The following is a 19624-nucleotide window of genomic DNA, read 5'->3' on the forward strand; positions in this document are numbered from 1 at the left end:
ATTAAGAAGCTGCGGTGGAATGCCTAGTATTTGAAGATATAAGAAAAGAGCCCGCCAGTCAGCGAGCTCTTTTGATTTATGCTTGATTAATCTTTGCGCTTGTTTTGATTATCCTTGACGTGATTACGAATTGGATAGCTCAAGTAGATCGTGCTGGTCATAACGATTGGCAAGATGATTACCAAGATGATCAGACCAACGATCACCGTCATGGCAACTTCAATCAGTGTTGGAATGCCAGATGGAATCAAAGCAGCAAACGTACCACTCAAGATGATAGCGGCACTGATAACGACGGTCCCGATGATTGCACAGGCATAGTAGATTCGCTCGCCTGGCAGATACTTGTTCTCGTCGATTTCACGATAACGCGTCATCAAGAAGATACTGTAGTCAACCCCTAAGGCAATCAGCATAATAAAGCTAAAGAATGGCGTGTTCCAAGCCAGCATGCTGCGGTGCATGAAGATACCGACCAGCCAGTGGTTGATTGACAGTGAGGAAATGTAGGCCAGCAGCAGTGAGCCCAGAATGTAGACCGGCTGCAGCAGCGAGTGCGTGATCAGCATCAGTGCAATGCCAATCCCAATCAGCATGATGGCTGCCGTCCGGACAAAGTCGCTGCTTGCCGTCTTCTTGATATCATTAATCCGAGAAGACTGACCGCCCATAGCAACCGTTGCATTGCTAAGTGCCGTACCCTTGAGTGACTTGCGAGCCATATTGGAGATGTTTTCGGCATCGTTGGTGGCTTTTTCATCACTAGGGTTGGTGTCAAAGACAATCGTAATCTTAGTAGTCTTGCGGTTGGATGACATGTAATTGTCAATTGCCGGCTTAAAGGTCTTGCTGTGCAGAGCCGACTTTGGAATATAGAAGGTTTCAGCAGCAGCCGACTTCTGCAGGCCAGTCAGGTAGCTTTGACCCTCACCAAGTCCAGAGTTCAGCTGGTTAAGGCCATTGGTAATCTGCGGCGAGCTTTGAGCCAGCTTGTTGATGCCGGTGTTAAGCTGCAGACTGCCGGAACTAAGCTGTCCCATGCCGGCGCTTAATTGTTGACTGCCAGAGTAGGCCGAGTTGATGCCGTTGCTTAACTGCGGTGATGCGGCTGCCAGTTTGTTGATACCGGTGTTAAGCTGACCAAGTGCATTGGTGCCTTGACCAAGCGCGCTTTGAATTTGGTTGAGGCCGCTGGTTAACTGCTGCAAGGCTGAAACGGCACCTGGCAGCGCGACATTGGAGGCTTGGGCCAATTGAGCAACCTGAGCCTTCAGCGTTGCAACCTGTGTATTCAGACTCTGCAGATTGGAAGCCGAACCGGCAACGTTTTGCAATGAACCAGCCAGTGCTTTGTCTGCATTGCCAGCCGTCTGCAGGTTTTGAGCCACGCTTTGCAGCTGACCGGCCAAAGCACTGGTCTGACTGTTGGTCTGAGAAGCGATCTGACTTTGAATGCCGCTAAGGATCTGCTGCATAGCGCCTTCCATCACGGCTTTTTGCTGGTCGTTTAGGTTGGCTTGACTTTCAGCGGCCTTAAACTGGGTCATAACCGAGCTAAGGCTGGCTGAACTAGAAGAGCTGGATGAGGATCCTTGAATGCTCTTTAAGGTGTTGCCGGCTTGCGTCAGTTGATCACCGATAATTTGAGCCTGGCTGGCAACGTTTTGCAAGTTGTTTTGAATGCCAGTCGTATCAATTGACGTTCCTTGACTCTGCAAGGCACTGTTCAGCTGTTGGATTCCGTTATTGATCTGCGGCAGACCGCTTTCCAGCTGTTGAAGCTGTGAGGCATTGGCACCGGTCAATTGAGAACTGAGCTGCTGACTCATTTGGTTCATCCCGTTGACTAGCTGCTGGCTGCCGGCACTAAGCTGGTTTAAACCATTCGTCATTTGGTTGCCGCCAGAACTGAGTTGCGCTAGACCAGAAGTCAGTTGATTAGCACCAGTAGCCGCGGAATTGATCCCGCTATTCAGCTGATTGGTACCAGTTGCGGCAGAGTTAAGGCCATTTGTCATCTGCTGACTGCCGGCACTTAACTTACCAAGACCGTTGCGTGCGGTTGTAACTCCATTGTTAACGGTCTTCATCTGGTTGTTGACATAAAGCTTCTTGATCTTGGAACCAGATGGCTGAGTAACGGAAGCCACGGTCTTAACGCCTTTGGTATGCTTGATCTGTTCCGTCAACTGGTCGATCAGCTTTAAGTCTTTTTCATTGTCCAGCGTGTGGTTGGACTTGATATAAAGCGTGGCGGGTTCTGCCGTCCCTTTGGAGAAGTGCTTTTGAACGATCAGGAACCCTTGCTTGGATGGCGTCGAATCAGCAATTTCCGCCGTGTCGTCATAGTTCAGCTTGTTTTGATAAGTGAAGTAGAATGGCGACAGAGCAGCCAGTACCAATACCAACGCAATGATTGGATGAGCCAGGGAGTGTTTGGAAAGAAAACGCCAGAACGGACTTTCCGTTTCACCATTGAAAGTTTTGACTGGCCAGAACATGGTCTTCCCCATCGTGGTCATAAAGAACATGTTCAGCGTCAGCAAAACAATCAGCAAAACGGCCACCCCGATGGCAACCCCAGCCGCGGATTTGTAAACCGAGAAGCGGGCTAAGCCAAGTGCCGAGAACCCAATTAAAATAGAGGATCCAGACATCAGAATCGTTTTACCGGCATTCCACTGGGCATTTTTGGCGGCTTCAAACTTATCCATGCCATTTCCCAGATTAGCCTTGAAACGGTCATACAGCAGAATATTGTAGTCGGTACCAATCCCAAATAAAACGATCACCATAAAGACTTGGGTAAAGTTGCTGAATGGGAAATTGAAATTCTTAACCAAGTTGGTAACGATTGAAAAGGCAGTAATGAACGAAACCCCAACCGTCAGCAGTGAGATCAATGGAACAATCGGTGACCTAAAGACCAGTACTAAGACGATGAAGATAAAGATAACCGAGATGACCTCAGTCTTCTTAATTCCTTCTTGGATGGCTCCCGAAAAGTCGTCTTGCAGGATATCGGCGCCAGTAATATAGGTCCTGATGCCATCGGTCTTAACGGCCTTAGTAAGCTGCTTGTTGATATTAGAAACGGACTTCTTTTTAGAAACATTTAACTGAACCAGTTCAGTAGTCTTGTCTTTAGAGATCAGGTTCTTCTTGGTAGCCGAGTTTTCATATGGGGTCAACATACTCTTGATGCCCAATTCGGATTTATGACGCTTCAGATAGCGAATCGTCTGGTTAACGTTTTTTTGATCCGATTTGGACATTGCACCGTCTTGATTGTTAAAAACGGCGACAACTTGATAGGTATTGTTTTGATGATGTCCCCAATGATTGCCAATCGTGCTGGCAACCTCACTTTGAACGTTGGCAGGCAGTGAGATTGTCGAGTGTTCACGCGTTAATTGATTGACGTTAGGCAGCATGAAGATCGAGATCACAACAATGAGAATCCACGCGATCAAGGATCCAACGTGGTTTTTAATAAATCGCATCTCAAAATTTCTCCTTACCTATTTTATATAAAAATAATGTACAAAAATTGCGGCTTACATGCCCGAGGCTTTTTCAACCGGGCCAATCAGCCGAAAAAGCATTTGATGGTAATTTGCAGTGGCGGTTTCTTCATCCTCATCTTGGTAGAGTGGTGCCGTTTCAAGGAAAATATAGCCTAAAACGGCACCTACCAAAACATGCGATGAAATCAGCCGGTTGCCATCAACATCAACGACTTGATCCACCAGTTTGATCATTCGCTTGATTTCGTGATACATCGCCGAGTCGGTTGAGAAACGCTGGGCATGATACAAAATTGCGGATAAAGAGGCATGAGCCAACAAAAAATCACGGATGATGTCCGCGAATTTTAAGTAGGCTTTGGAACCGGAAAGGCCGATAATGCCATCAACGACCTGTCGGTACATTTGCTGCATCAACCGAGCACCAGTCAGCGACACCATTTCTTCGCGGTTGGCAACGTAGTTATAAAGCGATTGCGAGCGAATATCGAGTGCCTTAGCCAGATTGGGCATGGTTAAAGCTTCAAGCCCTTGTTCATCGGCTAATTTTTCAGCAGTAGCAAGTACTTTTTCCCGATCAAGGGTTCGTCGCTTTGTCATGAAATCCCTCCTTTACTTTTTTTTAACCAGAATAATATAACATTACTAAATGTAGATAACAATCTACACATTGTAGTTTATTTGAGCGAGATATTCCATAATAAGACATATGTTGTAAATTATTTCATGACGGATAAAAGAAACTGGAAAAAGTAATTGTTTTAGTAATTATAAAAAGGCTGAAGATCAACGTTTTGGATGACGTGATCTTCAGCCTTATTTTATTTTTGGACTTTATTCCGACCTCTAGGATACAGGATGGGCAATGTAGCGTAATTGATTAAAATCAAAGAAATAGGAAATATTTTTTGATTGAACCAAGTAACGATCCTGACCGAGTGATTTTAAATAGCCGCGGACTTCAACTGGTTGGCCCGCTGAGGTTTTTGGCATCAACTGCAAATAGACCAGTAGATGATCAGCTAATGCTTTTTGGATAAACATTTTTCTTTGAAAGGCGGGTTGGGGATTCAGCAAATCCGGAATAGGAGCGAACTGAACTGGCTCGAATAAATGGTGCAGACCTTGGGAGATAATTTTAGTACCACGATTAATAATTGACTGCTGCTGATTTTGCATGATCATTCCTCCGAACACTCGTTTGTGACTATAGTATACGAACAAGCGTTCAAAAATGCAAGTGATAATTTTGCTGTAATTTTTATTTGTTGAGCTGAACGTGCTAAATACCGATTAATAAAGGGCTGACCTGCTTCATTAATATTGAGATGTTGCTTAAAAGTGGCCAGATTTCTGCTGAGTAATATCAAGTGGCTTCTTAACACAAGTATTCTTGTAGACACGCGAGATCATCCTCAATGGCGGCGAACAGTTTTGAAAGGTAATCCAGGCAAGAATAAAATCAGAATCCAGTTGCTGATTAGGAGTATCTTGAAATTTCCATTGAATTATGACCGAATTTATTGCAGAATATGATATTATTAAACATTAAAAGAGCTATGAGAAAAGAAGGTATGGAAACAATATGAGCAAGCGAGGAATGCTGATTGTTTTGTCTGGTCCATCAGGCGTAGGTAAAGGAACGGTTAGAAAAGCGCTGTTTAGTCAGCCTGGCAATGATTTTCAATACTCAGTCTCAATGACGACGCGGCAGCCACGACCCGGCGAAGTCAACGGTAAGGACTATTTCTTTGTTTCAAAAGAGGAGTTTGAGCAGCACATTCGCGAAGGGCAGATGTTGGAATATGCCAAGTATGTTGACAACTATTACGGCACTCCTTTAAAATATATAAATGATACGCTAGACGAAGGTAAAGATGTCTTCTTGGAAATTGAAGTCAATGGTGCCATGCAGGTGCGCTCAAAATGTCCTGATGGCGTCTTCATCTTTCTTACGCCGCCGGATCTGATGGAGCTGCGTCAACGCTTGATCCATCGTGGTACCGACAGCATGGAAGTCATCAACAAACGAATCCACAAAGCTTTCGGCGAGATTCAAATGATGCAGAACTACGACTATGCCGTGGTTAATGATCAAGTTGACAATGCAGTCACTAAGATCAAAGACATTATTCGTTCCGAACGCTTGCGGGTACCTCGCGTAATGCCGGATTACCTTGAAATGTTAGGAGATTCAGAAAAATGATTCTTTTTCCATCAGTCGATGAATTGCTCAAGCGCGTTGACTCTCGCTACTCTCTGATTATGCTGGCAAGCAAGCGGGCTCACGAAATCGATAAGTACCGTGCTGACAAGTGGCGTGCCGAAAACGCTGATCAGTCAAAGGACAATCATGCAGCCGAAGCATTGGCACAAGATCATCCATTGCTGCTGGATCATTACTACTCAACCAAGTCAGTCGGGATGGCGCTGGAAGAAATCGAAGCCGGCAAGGTAACGATTGATACTGATCATACGGAAGACTTGCAAGACTAGTTGCAGCTGCCAAAGAGCGACACCAGACAAAAGTTTTGGTGCTGCTCTTTTTATTTTTCATTAAGGAGGCAAACATGACAAAGATTGCGGTACATATGACAGGTGGGATTGCTGTCTATAAGGCGGTTGAAGTTGTTCGCGGCTTGCAAAAACAGGGGTATGAGGTGCGTGTGGCAATGACTCAAAACGCAGCCCGCTTTGTCGGTCCAGCCACTTTAGCCGCGCTAACCAAGCATCCTGTTTTGATCGATCAATGGTCAGCAACCTTAAATGGCCAGGTACCACACATTGAACTGGCTGACTGGAGCGAGCTGGCTTTGGTGGTTCCGGCAACGGCCAATCTATTGGCGAAAATGGCAACGGGTCTGGCTGATGACACGGTTTCAGCCACGCTTTTGGCAACCAGCGCACCTAAGATCGTGGTTCCAGCCATGAACGTTCATATGTGGAACAATCCAGCCACGCAAAGAAACGTTGCACGGCTCAAGCAGGATAACGTTATGGTGATGGATCCGGCAGAGGGTATGCTGGCAGAAGGATATGCCGGTAAGGGACGCATGCCGGAACCAGCCGCGATTGTAAAACAGGTGCAGGCTTACTTAACTAATGGCCCGCTGAAAGGTAAAACGCTGGTAGTGACTGCTGGCGGTACCAGAGAAGCGCTTGATCCGGTTCGTTATCTAGGCAATCGTTCCTCTGGCAAAATGGGAATTGCAATTGCCAAAGCAGCGGCTAATGCTGGCGCGCAAGTGGAACTGATCGTCGGCAGCGTTTCGGCGGAACTGCCGTATTCTGATCGCATTACGGTGACGCAGGCCCTTTCAACCAGTGCAATGGCAGCTGCCGTATCTGAAAAATTTCAAGCGGCTGATGCCTTAATCATGGCGGCAGCAGTTGCGGATTTTCGACCAGCCGTTTTGGCAGACCAAAAAATCAAAAAGCATGGTGACGGTACCTTGACGCTGAATTTGGTACCAACTGAAGATATTTTGGCAAAAATGGGCGCACAAAAACGATCAGGCCAAGTGGTGATTGGCTTTGCGGCTGAAACCAATGATCTTTTGCAAAATGCCAATGCCAAGCTGCAAAAAAAACATGCCGATGCGATTGTGGCCAATGATGTGTCTGAGCCGGGCATCGGATTTGGGACGGATGACAATGCCGTTACGATTCTGCGGCCAAACCAGGCACCGTTGAGATGGCCACGCCAGTCCAAGATGATGATTGCTGAAAAAATCGTTGCTTTGACAATCGAACTGCTGAAAGTGGGTGATTAGATGGCTGAACTGGCCCAGGTAATCGTTGACGTGCCGACGATGCAGACGGATCAGCCATATACCTACGCAATTCCCAAGCGTCTGGAAAGCCAGATTCAAGTTGGCATGCGCGTAATCGTGCCATTTGGGCGCGGCAAGCGCGAGGTGCAGGGGTTTGTTGTTGGTATCGATCAGCCAACAGAATATGATGGCACGCTCAAATCAATTATCGGTTTGATGGATCTAGGACCGGTCGTCAATTCCGAATTGCTGAAGCTGAGCCGTTGGATGGCTGATCAAACCTATGCTTTTTGGATCTCGTGTTTGTATACGATGCTGCCCAATGCCTTAAAAGCTAAAAGTCATCGGGTGGTGCGCATAATCGATGAGATTGATGAGCAGACAGCCCTGGATCTTTTTCAAGGAGCTGATGAGCTGGATTTTGAACGGTATCAAAACGATCCGCAAATCGTTAGCCAACTGCTCAAGCTTAAGCGACAAGGCAAGGTTTCGTTTGAATATCAAGTGGAAGACCGGGCCCGAGTCAAAAAAGAAACCGCCATTCAGCCCTTGATGTCGTTTGAACAATATGAAGATGAGCGGGCCGGCGTTCGGGCCAACGCCCATGCTCAACAGCGGCTGCTTTCCTATCTGCAGCGTATTGATGGTAAAAAAGTCAAGCTTAAGCAGGCCGTACAGCAGTCTGGTTTGAAAGCGGGAACGTTTAACGTTGGCGAAAAGCGCGGCTGGCTCAAAAAAATCGCGGTGGAGACCTATCGAACGCCTGCCGGTATGATACCGGACGATCAGCATTTGGATTCACCATTGAAACTGAATTCGGATCAGCAGGCGGCTGTTGCTAAAATTGATCAAGCCATCGAGCGGTCCCAAAATCAAACTTTTTTGCTGCAGGGAGTTACCGGGTCAGGCAAAACCGAAGTCTACCTACAGGCGATGGCTGCGGCTTTAAAGCAGGGGAAAACGGCATTGATGCTGGTGCCGGAAATCTCGTTGACGCCCCAGATGGTCAATCGGGTGCGGCGGCGATTTGGTCAGCGCGTGGCTGTTTTGCACAGCAGTCTTTCAGATGGCGAGCGTTATGATGAATGGCGCCGAATTGAGCGGGGCGAGGCCCAGGTAGTAGTTGGCGCGCGATCGGCGGTGTTTGCTCCACTTGAAAATCTGGGGCTGATCATTATGGATGAGGAACACGAAACCAGCTATAAACAAGATGAAACGCCGCGCTATCATGCTCGTGACGTTGCTGCCTGGCGTGCTAAGTATCATCATGCGCCATTGGTATTAGGATCAGCTACCCCTAGTCTGGAAAGCCGCGCGCGAGCATTGGCTGGCGTCTATCAGCTGTTAAAAATGCCAACGCGAGTCAATCAGCGACCACTGCCGCCGGTTGAAATTATTGACATGCGGCCGGAAATGCAGCGTAATGGTGAGACAAATTTTTCAGATCGACTGCTGAATCTGCTGAACGATCGACTGCAAAAAGGCGAACAGAGTATTTTGATGCTGAATCGGCGCGGCTTTTCCTCATTTATTATGTGCCGAGATTGTGGCTTCGTTTTGAAGTGTCCCAACTGTGATATCTCGCTGACGCTGCATATGGACTCAAGGACGATGAAATGTCACTATTGCGGTCATGAGGAGCCGATCCCTTCAATCTGTCCGCAGTGCCAAGGTCATCACATTCGCTACTACGGCACGGGAACTGAAAAAGTTGCAACCGAGCTGCAGCAATTGATGCCAAGCGCGCGTGTGATTCGAATGGATGTTGATACAACGCGGCGCAAAGGGATGCATGCCAAGCTGCTGAAAGAATTTGGCGAACATCAAGCCGATATTTTGCTGGGTACACAGATGATTGCCAAAGGACTGGACTTTCCCAACGTGACTCTGGTTGGCGTTTTGAATGCCGATACGGGATTGGATCTGCCAGACTTTCGGGCCAGTGAGCGGACGTTTGATCTGCTCAGTCAGGTCAGCGGTCGTGCCGGTCGTGCCGATAAGCCGGGAAACGTCGTGATTCAGACCTTTAATCCAGACAACTATGCAATTCGCTATGCGCAGCTGCATGACTATGAAGACTTCTTTAAAGCAGAGATGAATATTCGCTACCAGGCTGGCTATCCGCCTTATTACTACACTGTTCGCGTGATGGCCAGCAATGAGGATGAACGTGCTGCTGCCAAGGCCATCTATGAAATCAAAAATCAGCTCAGCGTCAATCTGAGCAAAGAGACGGTTGTCTTAGGCCCTACGCCGCGGCCGATTGCTCGAATGAAAAGAAGATACTATTATCAGATTATCGTTAAGTATAAGCATGATCCAAGACTGCACGCGCTTTTAAAGGACATCATGCGTCAAACGCAGGCCAAGAGCCGTCAAGATACCTTGGTCAGCATTGATCCGGAACCACAGTATTTTATGTAATCAAGAAAGGATTTGTTGCTATGTCAGTATCAGTTGTATTTATGGGAACGCCCCAGTTTGCCGTGCCGATTCTGCAGGCTTTAATCGATGATGATTCTTATGATGTCAAGGCCGTTGTTACGCAGCCGGATCGTCGGGTCGGCCGCAAGCATGAACTGCGCGCGACACCGGTTAAGGAACTGGCCGTCAAATATGGCATTGAGGTTTTGCAGCCTGAAAAATTGAGTGGCAGTCTGGAAATGCAGCGCGTGATCGAATTGGCGCCTGATTTTGAGATTACCGCGGCGTTTGGTCAGTTTTTGCCCGTCAAGATGCTTGAAGCGGCTAAGATTGCGGCTATTAACGTCCATGGCTCGCTGCTGCCTAAATATCGCGGCGGCGCGCCGATTCAATACTCGATTATCAATGGCGATCAGGAAACTGGCGTGACGATTATGTACATGGTTAAAGCAATGGACGCCGGTGACATTATTGCGCAAAAGGCAATTCCGATTACCAAACAGGATGACAGTGGTACGATGTTTGAAAAGTTGAGCCTGCTGGGCCGCGACCTTTTGATGGCGACCCTGCCCAAGCTGATTGCTGGTGATGTGCAGCCGGTCGAGCAGGATCCTGAAAAGGTTGTCTTCTCGCCGAATATTACCACTGAGCAGGAACGTATTGACTATCGCCTGCCAGCTGACCGGATTGATGACAAGGTGCGGGGCTTGCGGCCATTCCCGATTGGCAACATGATCATTGACGGTCTGCAGACTAAGATCTATGACGTTACGCCATTGGATGAAAAGACCGATTTAATGCCCGGTCAAGTTGTACGGGTTGAAAAGCATGCTTTGATTCTGACGGCTGGCGATCATACGACTTATCGGATCAATCGACTTAAACCTAAGGGCAAACGCGAAATGGATATCACCTCCTATTTGAATGGTCACCAAAATCTAAAGCAAGGAGTTCAGGCAATCACCGATGAAGAATAAGCAAATCAATACCGCACGCGGCGCTGCCCTAAGAACGCTTGATCAGGTGCTGCAAAACGGCGCCTACTCCAATCTGCAGCTGAATCAAGTCTTAAAGAACAGCCAGCTGAGTGAAGTCGATAAGCGATTAGCTACCAACCTGGTCTATGGCGTCTTACAGCACAAACTGACACTGGAATACTGGCTGGCGCCATTTATTAAGGGTAAGAAAATCGAAAGTTGGGTCAAGACGCTGCTTTTAATGTCGATCTATCAATATCGATACCTGGATCGCGTGCCTGACTGGGCGGTGACCAATGAGGCGATCGAACTGGCCAAACAGCTTGGAAATCCGGGAACCCGACGTTTTGTGACCGGTGTTTTGCATGCCGTTTTGCGTCAGGGACTGAGTGATATTAACGCCATCCAGGACCCAAGCAAGCGGCGTTCAGTCGAATTCAGTCTGCCGCAATGGCTGATTGATGAATTGATCAAACAATATGGTCAGCCGACTGCCGATGCGATTTTTAGAGCCGTCAATGAACCAGCACGTGTATCGCTGCGGGTAAATGAGGCCAAGACGACTATTCCCCAGGCAATTGCCGTTTTAAAAGAACAAGGCGTTAAAGTTGAGCCCAGTCAGGTTGCCAGAGCAGGTCTGGTGGTTAAAAGCGGTGATGTCGTCAACACCGACGCGTTTGCGCAAGGGTTGGTCACGATTCAAGACGAAAGTGCCATGCTGGCGGTAGAAAGTATGGCAGTCAACCCGGCCGATCAGATTTTGGATGCCTGTGCCGCGCCAGGAGGGAAGACCGTCCAGATTGCGGCGGCTTTGGATGAAAAACAGGGTGGCAGCGTTACGGCCCTAGATATTCACGCGCACAAGATCAAGTTGATTGAAAAAAATGCCCAGCGGCTCGGGGTGGCTGATCGTGTCCATGCCTGTCAGCTGGATGCACGCAAGGTAGATGAAAAGTTTAAGGATCGTCAGTTTGACAAAATCTTAGTTGACGCTCCCTGCAGCGGAATTGGCCTTTTGCGCCGCAAACCCGAAATTCGTTATGACAAAAAACTTAGCGACAGTCAAAACCTGCATGAAATTCAATTGGCAATTTTAAATGCAGTTGCCCCAAAACTAAAAAAAGGCGGTATAATGACATATAGTACGTGCACGATTTTGCAGCAGGAAAATGATGACACCGTGCAGGCCTTTTTAGCCGCGCATCCTGATTTCAGACTGCTAAAGACGCAAACGGCGCGTGCCTTGAAAAACGCGCGAACGGGGGCAACCTTGACGATTTTGCCAAGCGATTATGGTTCTGATGGATTCTTTATCAGCAACCTCCAACGTTTGTAGAAGGGAATATAGACCCATGGAAACAGCCTATCAATCAGATATTGGACAACAACGATCTGAAAATCAAGATCGCGTCGATAGTTTTACCACTGATACCGGAATGCAGCTGGATTTGGTTGCGGATGGCATTGGTGGCAATCGTGGCGGGGATGTTGCCGCTCAAACAACCGTTCAGGCTCTCGGTCAGCGCTTCTTAAAGTCTGCGCCCAATGATGAGGCAGCTGCTAAACAGTGGCTTGCTGATCAGGTGCAGCAGATCAATGATCAAATCATTGACGAATCACGCAAGAATGAAAATTATCAGGGAATGGGGACCACTTTGGTAGCCGCCATTTTCTTTAATGATCGGCAAAAAATCGTAATTGCCAATATCGGCGACAGTCGTGGCTATATCATGCATCAAAACGTCTTGACGCAAGTCACGGTTGATCATTCCTTGGTAAACGAGTTAGTCAAGAACGGCGATCTAACCGAACAGGAAGCCGCCGTGTCACCACAGAACAATATTATAACCCGGGCAATTGGAATCTCACATGACGCGCAGATTGATGTCAATGTCTTTCCATTTGAACCGGGAGATCAATTGCTAATGTGCTCGGATGGCCTGTCCAAAACTGTTGATAAACAGGAATTGACCCAAGTGCTGCAAAACGATGCACCGCTGAAGGACAAGTGCAGTGTTTTGGTTGAAAAAGCCAATGCAGCTGGTGGTCCGGACAATATCACCGTTCTGATCAGCCAAAATGATCAGGAGAGATAAAATCAATGAAACCCGGATACGAGCTTAATCACCGGTATAAAATAATCGAATCGCTGGGTGAGGGCGGCATGGCCAATGTCTACCTGGCTCACGATCTGGTGCTGGATCGCGATGTTTCGGTCAAGCTGCTACGCTTGGACCTGCGCGATGATCCGAGTACCAAACGCCGCTTTGAGCGAGAAGCAATGGCAGCCACTCAGCTTAACGATCCGCATATCGTTGGCATTTATGATGTTGGCGAGGAGCATGGCGTTCAATACATGGTAATGGAATATGTTAAGGGTACCGATCTGAAAACCTATATTCATGATCACTATCCGATTCCGTTGCCGCAAGTCATCGACATTATGGAACAGGTTTTGTCAGCGGTGCAGACAGCCCATGCTAATGGCATTATTCACCGCGATCTGAAACCACAGAACATCTTGATCGATGAAAATAAAAATATTAAGATTACGGATTTTGGGATTGCCATGGCGGCTTCGCAAAATTCAATGACGCAAACCAATAGTCTGTTAGGATCGGTTCATTACCTTTCTCCCGAACAGGCGCGTGGCAGTATCGCTACGCCACAGTCAGATATCTATTCTTTAGGAATTATCCTTTTTGAGCTGCTGACCGGTCAAGTACCCTTTGAAGGTGAGACTGCGGTTTCGATCGCTTTGAAGCACTTTCGCGATGAGATTCCATCAGTGCGCAAATTCAATCCGCAGATTCCACAGTCATTAGAAAACGTGGTCTATCGTGCCACGGCCAAACACCCTTGTGATCGATATCACGATGTTGCGGCGATGGCAGCCGATCTGCAGACCTCACTGGATCCATCACGGGCTGATGAATCTAGATTCGTAGTTGGCCAGCATTCCAGCAACGAAGAAACCAAGGTGTTGGATCTGGACGCGATCAAAGAGGCAGCCAAGCTTGATGAGACCAGCGATGAAAAAGTTGATGATGATACCAAACAGCTGACGGCTACGCGACAAAGCCGTATGAAACGGTCCATCCAGCGCCACCCGATCCGCAAGTGGACGGTGATTCTGGTATTGCTGGTCGCGGTAATTGGAATTGGTACCGGTCTATACATGCATCGTTCAGTCAGCGTTCCCAGCGTTGAGGGATTGACGACGGCACAGGCAGAAAAGAAATTACAGGTAAATCATCTGCGTTTAGGCAATATTACCGAAAAAAGCAGTCAGACCGTGGCTAAAAATCATGTTGTCAAGGTTACTGGCAATCGACATTACGCCCATGCTGGCCAGGCGATTAATCTGGTTGTCAGCCGTGGCGTTAAGACTTGGAAGATGGCTGATTACGTTGGCGACAGTTATTCTGATACGGCTGATGAGCTGCGTGATAAAGGCTTTGTCGTTAAACAGACCAAAAAATATTCTGATACCGTTGCAACGGGTAAGGTGATCAAACAAAGCGTCAATGCTGGCACGACGATTGATCCCAGCCAACAGACGGTTACGCTGACGGTCAGTGCCGGCAAGAAGCAGGTCACGATTCCAAGCTTTAAAGGCAAGGATGTCAGTGAAGTGCAGGATTTTGCCAATAAGCATCAGCTGCAGCTGACAACGACGCAGAAAAATTCAACAACCGTCGCTACCAATCATGTGATTCAGCAAACGCCTAAAGCAGGCAGCAAGCTGACGCACGGCGATACATTGACCGTTCAGATTGCCAGCAATTCCAATGAGTTAAGGACGACCAATATCCAAATCAACATTCCGTTTGATGGTAATGGTGGCAAGAAGGAAAATCGGGTACAGGTATATATTCGCGATGCCTATCATAACCTGACGATGGAATATGAGGATATTACCATCAATCAAGAAACAACGATTAACGTACCATTTACGCTGCGTAATGGTCAGACTGGCGCTTACCGAGTAATTCGCAATGGTCAGACCATTATGAGCGCGACAAATATTACAGGATAAGTTGAGGTGTAAAGTGCAACAAGGAATCATCCAGCAATCGCTCAGCGGCTTTTTTGACGTGCTTTGTGACGGTGCGGTTTATCGCACGCGTGGCCGGGGCAACTTTCGTAAGCGCGGCATTAAGCCAATCGTTGGCGATCAAGTAGAATTTGAAGACGGCTATCTGCTTAAGGTGCTGCCCCGTAAAAATCAGCTGCGGCGGCCGCCGGTAGCCAACGTCGATCAGGCAGTCGTCGTTACGGCCGCCAAACAGCCCAAATTTTCCAGTAATTTGCTGGACCGTCAGCTGATTGCCCTGGAAAAACAAGCCATTGAACCAGTCATCTATTTTTCAAAGACCGATCTGCTGAACGATGATGAATGGCAGAAGCTGCAGCCAATCTTGACGGGTTATCGGGCAATCGGCTACGCGGTAATTGCGCAGCGGCCGCCATTTGGTCAAGCAACACTGGATCAGCTTCAACAGCTGCTCAGTCATCATATCGTCACGATGATGGGACAGACAGGGGCTGGTAAGTCAACGCTGCTGAACCACCTGGCTCCTGAATTAAATCTGGCAACAGGTGAGGTCTCACAGGCCTTAAAACGTGGCCGGCATACCACGCGCAAGGTCAGTCTGATGGCGATTGGCGAAGCTTTGGTTGCTGATACGCCTGGTTTTTCGTCATACGAAGATTTTGATATGGATGTAGCGGAACTGCCAAAATTATTCCCAGAAATGCGACAATTAGCTGCAGAATGCAAATTTCGGGGCTGTCTGCATTTAAAAGAACCTGGCTGTGCCGTGAAGAACGCCGTCGAGCATGGTACAATAATGAAGAGTCGGTATGATAATTACGTTCAGTTTAATGAATTGATTGTCAGCCAAAAACCAAACTATTAAATTGAAACGAGGGAAAAAGATTATGATTAAAGTAGCTCCATCGATTTTGAGCGCAGACTACATGAATCTTGAAAAGGACATCAAGCTGGTTGATCAGGCTGGTGCCGAAGAACTGCACATTGACGTGATGGATGGCACGTTTGTTCCAAGCATTTCTTATGGCCCAGGTTTTGTAAAGGCAATTCGTCAAATCACTGACATGTACCTGGACGTCCACATGATGGTTCAAAATCCTGAACACTTGATTCCTGCAATGGCAGAAGCTGGTGCCGACAACATTGGCGTTCATGTTGAAGCAACGCCGCACATTCACCGCGCTCTGCAGCTGATCAAAAACGCAGGTGAGGATGCTGAAGTCGTGATCAATCCAGGTACGCCGGTTGAAATGATCAAGCCGGTTCTGCACATGGTTGACCAGGTATTGGTAATGACCGTTAACCCTGGCTTTGGCGGTCAAAAGTTCCTGCCAGAAACGGTTGCCAAGATTGCTGAATTGGACGCAATCAAGCAAGCTAACGGCTATGACTTTGACATTGAAATCGATGGCGGCATCAACAATGAAACGGTTGTTGACTGCTACAAGGCGGGCGCAACGGTTGCAGTTGCCGGTTCATACGTCTACAATGCCGAAGACCCATTGGCCCGCATTCAAGCACTGCGCGATGCTACTAAGTAATTAAGTCAATTAGATAAAAAACGTGACGAAGAGATTCGTCGCGTTTTTTGAGAGGCTGCTTATGAATGAAAAGATCAACATTATGGTTGGCGGGCCAGAAGCACTGATTCCTTATGATCAGGTTGCGGATCATCGCTTTGAGACATGGCTGGGCGTTGATTTAGGAGCAACTAGACTGCTTGAGCATGGTATTGTTCCCGCATATGCTGCTGGTGACTTTGATTCCAGCACGCCTGAGCAGTTGAAGCGGGTCAAAGCAGCGGTCCCAAAAGTAGATATCTATCCGCCAGAAAAAGATTACACCGATACTCAAATTGGTATTTTACTGGCGATGAAATATTATCAGCCAGCGTCAATTACGATCTGGGGAACTACGGGTGGTCGCTTGGATCAGCTGCTGGCCAACCTGTACACGCCGTTGATGGATCCATATCGCAAGTATTTAGCGAAGATTCATCTGGTTGATCGCCAGAATAAGGTTGATTTTTATGAGCCGGGCAGCTATGAGATTCATAAGGTACCCGAGATGCCTTATCTGGCTTTTGTCAATCTGACGCCGGTAACTGGCTTGACGCTGCCTGATGAAAAGTACAATCTGGATCATTTTGACAGTCAGCTGCCAATCTCGTGGTCCAGTAATGAGTTTGTTGGGACGATCAATCATTTTTCTTTTGACAGTGGAGTCGTGGCCGTGATTCAAAGCCGTGATGCCCATTCGCAAGGACCTTTCAAGGGTGTCAAGTGAAAATACTTGAAAGAAAACTATTGCATTGAAAGCCCCCCTATGGTAAATTATTTAGGTGAGTTACAGCGCGCATCTCAGCGCGGAGAGAATAACTGATGAGGAGAGGAGGGTTCCACATGGCTAAGGATTTCATGACCGGTAAGCGGACGCGCTTCGGCAACAAGCGTTCACACGCCCTTAACTCAAGTCGTCGTACCTGGAAGCCAAACCTGCAAAAGGTTACCATTTTGGTAAATGGCAAGCCAAAGAAGGTTTACGTTTCAGCACGTACCCTGAAGTCGGGTAAAGTGACTCGGGTTTAGTCCAAAAACATAGGCTGTCCGCCTGGCGGGCGGCTTATTTTTTTACTGATCGGTTCAAGCAATGCAGGCTAATTTGCTTTTTGACATTGCTGTGCTATGGTAAGATGATAGAGATATCAACTTGATGACAAACGATTAAGGGAGGCCATTGAAGATGGCAGTTAAGATTAAAACAAAGTCTGGCACGATCGATATTGCTAATGATGTAATCTCAACGGTCGTAGGTGGCGCGGCTACCGACAACTACGGTGTAGTAGGGATGGCCAGTCGCAATCCATTAAAGGATGGCGTCAATCAGATCCTGCGGCACGACAGCTACAGCAAGGGCGTTGTTGTTCGTCAGCAAGACAATGGCGTTTCCGTTGACGTTAATATCATTGTTGGCTATGGCACGAAGATTTCAGAAGTGTCTAAGAGCGTCCAAGAAAAGGTCAAATACAACCTCGAATCCATGCTGGGCGTCACGGCCAATGCGGTCAATGTATACGTTCAAGGCGTTCGCGTTTTGGGCGATGATTAAGACGTGCCACGGGAGGAATTGATTTTGACAGTTACCAAGATTACTAATCTCGAATTCGGCAAGATGGTTCAGGCGGCGGCCGCCAAACTGAACACTCAAGCCGAATTCATTAATTCGTTAAATGTATTCCCGGTTCCAGATGGGGACACGGGGACCAACATGAGTATGTCAATGGCCAGTGGTGCCAAATATGAGCGTGAAGCGACCAGCACCAATGTTGGCGATTTGGCACAGGCGCTGGCTAAAGGTCTTTTAATGGGTGCCCGAGGCAATTCTGGCGTTATCCTATCACAGATTTTCCGTGGCTTTGCCAAAGGCTGTGCTGACAAGCAGGAATTGTCAGCCAAAGATTTTGTTGACGCCTATGCCAATGGTGCCCAAACGGCCTACAAGGCGGTTATGAAACCGACGGAAGGGACGATTCTGACAGTTGTTCGTGAATCGGCCCAAGCTGGTTTAAATGAGGTCAAGGCTGGCAATGACGATCTGGTTGACATTATGGAAAAAATCTATAATGCCAGTGAAGAAGCCTTGAAAAAGACGCCGGATCTGTTGCCAGTACTCAAGGAAGTCGGGGTAGTCGATTCCGGTGGTCAAGGGCTGGTGTTTGTCTTGCAGGCCTTTTATGAATCATTAAGCGGCAAGATTGCTGAAAACGACCTCGTTAAGCCTGATAATGCGCAGATCGATGAAATGATCAATGCCAAGCATCATCAAAGTGCTCAGGGCAAGCTCGACCCTAACGATATCAAGTATGGCTACTGCACGCAGATGATGGTTCGGATTGGCCGCGGCAAGCAGGTGACGCAAAAGTTTGACTACGATACCTTTTACAACTATCTGGCCAAGCTGGGCGACAGTTTATTGGTCATTAATGATGATGAGGTTGTCAAGGTTCACGTTCATACTGAATTCCCAGGCAAGGTGCTTTCCTGGGGGCAGCAGTTTGGTGATCTGCAGACGGTCAAGGTTGACAATATGCGTTGGCAGCAAGAAGAGATCATGGAAAAGGACGAAAGCGAGCCGACACCACTTGAAAAAGCCAAGGAAGCCGAAAAGCCGGCACTAGACACTGCAGTGATTGCCGTAGCCTCTGGCGATGGGATTGCTAAGCTGTTGGAAAGTCTTGGCGTAACCCATGTGATCAACGGTGGTCAGACCATGAATCCAAGCATTCAAGAAATTGCCGAAGCCATCAATGAAAGTGGTGCCAAGCAGGCTTTGGTGTTGCCTGACAATGGCAATATCTTTATGGCTGCCGATCAAGCTGCCGAAGTTGCCGACATTCCAACTAAGGTCGTTCATGCCAAGACGATTGCACAAGGCATGAGTGCTATGCTGGAATTCAATCCAGAAGCTGACCTGGCAGAAAATCAGGCTAACATGGAAGGCAACTTGAACATGGTTAAGAGTGGCGAGGTTACCAACGCGGTTCGCGATACGACGATTGATGGTCAGACAATCAAGAAAGATGATTTTATGGGGATCGTGGATGGCAAAATTGTCAATACGGCGGCCGATGTCAAAACGGCAGCGATTGAAATGGTCAAGCAGATGCTGGATGAAGACAGCGAGATCGTTACGATTCTTTATGGGATCGATGGCGATCACGAAACTGCTGAAGCCATCAAAGAAGCCATTTTGGCTGTTGACGATGAATTGGACATTCAGATCTATGATGGTGGTCAGCCAGTCTATCCATATCTGATTTCGGTTGAATAATTATCAGCGCTGAATTGGCGTAATCAAGTCGTGTCG

17 protein-coding genes are annotated in these 19624 nt (G+C 47.6%); 14 read left to right on the top strand and 3 right to left on the bottom strand.

The window, feature by feature from the left end; translation table 11 throughout:
- Positions 1-86: 86 nt before the first annotated feature.
- From ACLUWI_RS02905 to ACLUWI_RS02915, 3 genes are all read right to left on the bottom strand, one after another.
- Positions 87-3503 (bottom strand): MMPL family transporter, encoded by a 3417-nt coding sequence (locus ACLUWI_RS02905; RefSeq protein WP_412146097.1) that lies wholly within the window; start codon positions 3501-3503, stop codon positions 87-89.
- Between the two features lie 54 nt (positions 3504-3557).
- Positions 3558-4127 carry a TetR/AcrR family transcriptional regulator gene (locus ACLUWI_RS02910; RefSeq protein WP_412146098.1) on the bottom strand — a complete coding sequence of 190 codons (570 nt, stop codon included), beginning with the start codon at positions 4125-4127 and terminating at the stop codon, positions 3558-3560.
- A 246-nt stretch (positions 4128-4373) separates the two neighbouring features.
- A complete protein-coding gene (locus tag ACLUWI_RS02915) occupies positions 4374-4706 on the bottom strand; it encodes a hypothetical protein (protein ID WP_412146099.1) in 333 nt (110 codons plus the stop codon).
- Between the two features lie 406 nt (positions 4707-5112).
- On the opposite strand from ACLUWI_RS02915, the gene gmk reads away from it, so the two are divergent.
- From gmk to ACLUWI_RS02985, 14 genes are all read left to right on the top strand, one after another.
- On the top strand, positions 5113-5733 hold the full coding sequence (gene gmk, locus ACLUWI_RS02920; protein WP_006499602.1) for a guanylate kinase: 621 nt from the start codon (positions 5113-5115) through the stop codon (positions 5731-5733).
- Positions 5730-6023 carry a DNA-directed RNA polymerase subunit omega gene (gene rpoZ, locus ACLUWI_RS02925; protein ID WP_347953530.1) on the top strand — a complete coding sequence of 98 codons (294 nt, stop codon included), beginning with the start codon at positions 5730-5732 and terminating at the stop codon, positions 6021-6023. Before gmk ends, rpoZ begins: the two co-directional genes overlap by 4 nt.
- Before the next feature lie 74 nt (positions 6024-6097).
- Positions 6098-7300, top strand: a complete 1203-nt coding sequence (gene coaBC / locus ACLUWI_RS02930) for a bifunctional phosphopantothenoylcysteine decarboxylase/phosphopantothenate--cysteine ligase CoaBC (RefSeq protein ID WP_412146100.1) — start codon at positions 6098-6100, stop codon at positions 7298-7300.
- Positions 7301-9724: a primosomal protein N' gene (priA, locus tag ACLUWI_RS02935; protein WP_412146101.1), complete on the top strand. Its 2424-nt coding sequence runs from the start codon at positions 7301-7303 to the stop codon at positions 9722-9724.
- Positions 9725-9744: 20 nt separating this feature from the next.
- The gene (fmt, locus tag ACLUWI_RS02940) at positions 9745-10701 is read left to right on the top strand and encodes a methionyl-tRNA formyltransferase (RefSeq protein ID WP_412146102.1); all 957 of its coding nucleotides are present in this window, start codon (positions 9745-9747) and stop codon (positions 10699-10701) included.
- Positions 10691-12037 carry a 16S rRNA (cytosine(967)-C(5))-methyltransferase RsmB gene (gene rsmB, locus ACLUWI_RS02945; protein WP_412146103.1) on the top strand — a complete coding sequence of 449 codons (1347 nt, stop codon included), beginning with the start codon at positions 10691-10693 and terminating at the stop codon, positions 12035-12037. The genes fmt and rsmB overlap by 11 nt, the downstream gene beginning before the upstream one ends.
- A 16-nt stretch (positions 12038-12053) precedes the next feature.
- Positions 12054-12797, top strand: a complete 744-nt coding sequence (locus tag ACLUWI_RS02950; protein WP_412146104.1) for a Stp1/IreP family PP2C-type Ser/Thr phosphatase — start codon at positions 12054-12056, stop codon at positions 12795-12797.
- A gap of 5 nt (positions 12798-12802) precedes the next feature.
- Entirely contained in the window at positions 12803-14740 is a 1938-nt protein-coding gene (gene pknB / locus ACLUWI_RS02955) for a Stk1 family PASTA domain-containing Ser/Thr kinase (RefSeq protein WP_412146105.1), read from the top strand.
- Between the two features lie 13 nt (positions 14741-14753).
- The gene (gene rsgA / locus ACLUWI_RS02960; protein WP_412146106.1) at positions 14754-15623 is read left to right on the top strand and encodes a ribosome small subunit-dependent GTPase A; all 870 of its coding nucleotides are present in this window, start codon (positions 14754-14756) and stop codon (positions 15621-15623) included.
- A gap of 22 nt (positions 15624-15645) precedes the next feature.
- Positions 15646-16299: a ribulose-phosphate 3-epimerase gene (gene rpe / locus ACLUWI_RS02965; RefSeq protein ID WP_412146107.1), complete on the top strand. Its 654-nt coding sequence runs from the start codon at positions 15646-15648 to the stop codon at positions 16297-16299.
- A 61-nt stretch (positions 16300-16360) separates the two neighbouring features.
- Positions 16361-17044 carry a thiamine diphosphokinase gene (locus ACLUWI_RS02970; protein WP_412146108.1) on the top strand — a complete coding sequence of 228 codons (684 nt, stop codon included), beginning with the start codon at positions 16361-16363 and terminating at the stop codon, positions 17042-17044.
- Positions 17045-17160: 116 nt separating this feature from the next.
- A complete protein-coding gene (gene rpmB, locus ACLUWI_RS02975; RefSeq protein WP_006499613.1) occupies positions 17161-17346 on the top strand; it encodes a 50S ribosomal protein L28 in 186 nt (61 codons plus the stop codon).
- A 154-nt stretch (positions 17347-17500) separates the two neighbouring features.
- Entirely contained in the window at positions 17501-17866 is a 366-nt protein-coding gene (locus tag ACLUWI_RS02980; protein WP_006499614.1) for an Asp23/Gls24 family envelope stress response protein, read from the top strand.
- A 24-nt stretch (positions 17867-17890) separates the two neighbouring features.
- On the top strand, positions 17891-19588 hold the full coding sequence (locus tag ACLUWI_RS02985) for a DAK2 domain-containing protein (RefSeq protein WP_412146109.1): 1698 nt from the start codon (positions 17891-17893) through the stop codon (positions 19586-19588).
- Positions 19589-19624 lie beyond the last annotated feature (36 nt).

Source organism: Limosilactobacillus mucosae, from assembly GCF_046939755.1.
GTDB classification, from domain to species: domain Bacteria; phylum Bacillota; class Bacilli; order Lactobacillales; family Lactobacillaceae; genus Limosilactobacillus; species Limosilactobacillus mucosae_A.

Coding starts and splice junctions, on each gene's coding strand:
- ACLUWI_RS02905 (WP_412146097.1), bottom strand. CDS start 3,503: ATGCGATTTATTAAAAACCACGTTGGATCCTTGATCGCGTGGATTCTC.
- ACLUWI_RS02910 (WP_412146098.1), bottom strand. CDS start 4,127: ATGACAAAGCGACGAACCCTTGATCGGGAAAAAGTACTTGCTACTGCT.
- ACLUWI_RS02915 (WP_412146099.1), bottom strand. CDS start 4,706: ATGCAAAATCAGCAGCAGTCAATTATTAATCGTGGTACTAAAATTATC.
- gmk (WP_006499602.1), top strand. CDS start 5,113: ATGAGCAAGCGAGGAATGCTGATTGTTTTGTCTGGTCCATCAGGCGTA.
- rpoZ (WP_347953530.1), top strand. CDS start 5,730: ATGATTCTTTTTCCATCAGTCGATGAATTGCTCAAGCGCGTTGACTCT.
- coaBC (WP_412146100.1), top strand. CDS start 6,098: ATGACAAAGATTGCGGTACATATGACAGGTGGGATTGCTGTCTATAAG.
- priA (WP_412146101.1), top strand. CDS start 7,301: ATGGCTGAACTGGCCCAGGTAATCGTTGACGTGCCGACGATGCAGACG.
- fmt (WP_412146102.1), top strand. CDS start 9,745: ATGTCAGTATCAGTTGTATTTATGGGAACGCCCCAGTTTGCCGTGCCG.
- rsmB (WP_412146103.1), top strand. CDS start 10,691: ATGAAGAATAAGCAAATCAATACCGCACGCGGCGCTGCCCTAAGAACG.
- ACLUWI_RS02950 (WP_412146104.1), top strand. CDS start 12,054: ATGGAAACAGCCTATCAATCAGATATTGGACAACAACGATCTGAAAAT.
- pknB (WP_412146105.1), top strand. CDS start 12,803: ATGAAACCCGGATACGAGCTTAATCACCGGTATAAAATAATCGAATCG.
- rpe (WP_412146107.1), top strand. CDS start 15,646: ATGATTAAAGTAGCTCCATCGATTTTGAGCGCAGACTACATGAATCTT.
- ACLUWI_RS02970 (WP_412146108.1), top strand. CDS start 16,361: ATGAATGAAAAGATCAACATTATGGTTGGCGGGCCAGAAGCACTGATT.
- rpmB (WP_006499613.1), top strand. CDS start 17,161: ATGGCTAAGGATTTCATGACCGGTAAGCGGACGCGCTTCGGCAACAAG.
- ACLUWI_RS02980 (WP_006499614.1), top strand. CDS start 17,501: ATGGCAGTTAAGATTAAAACAAAGTCTGGCACGATCGATATTGCTAAT.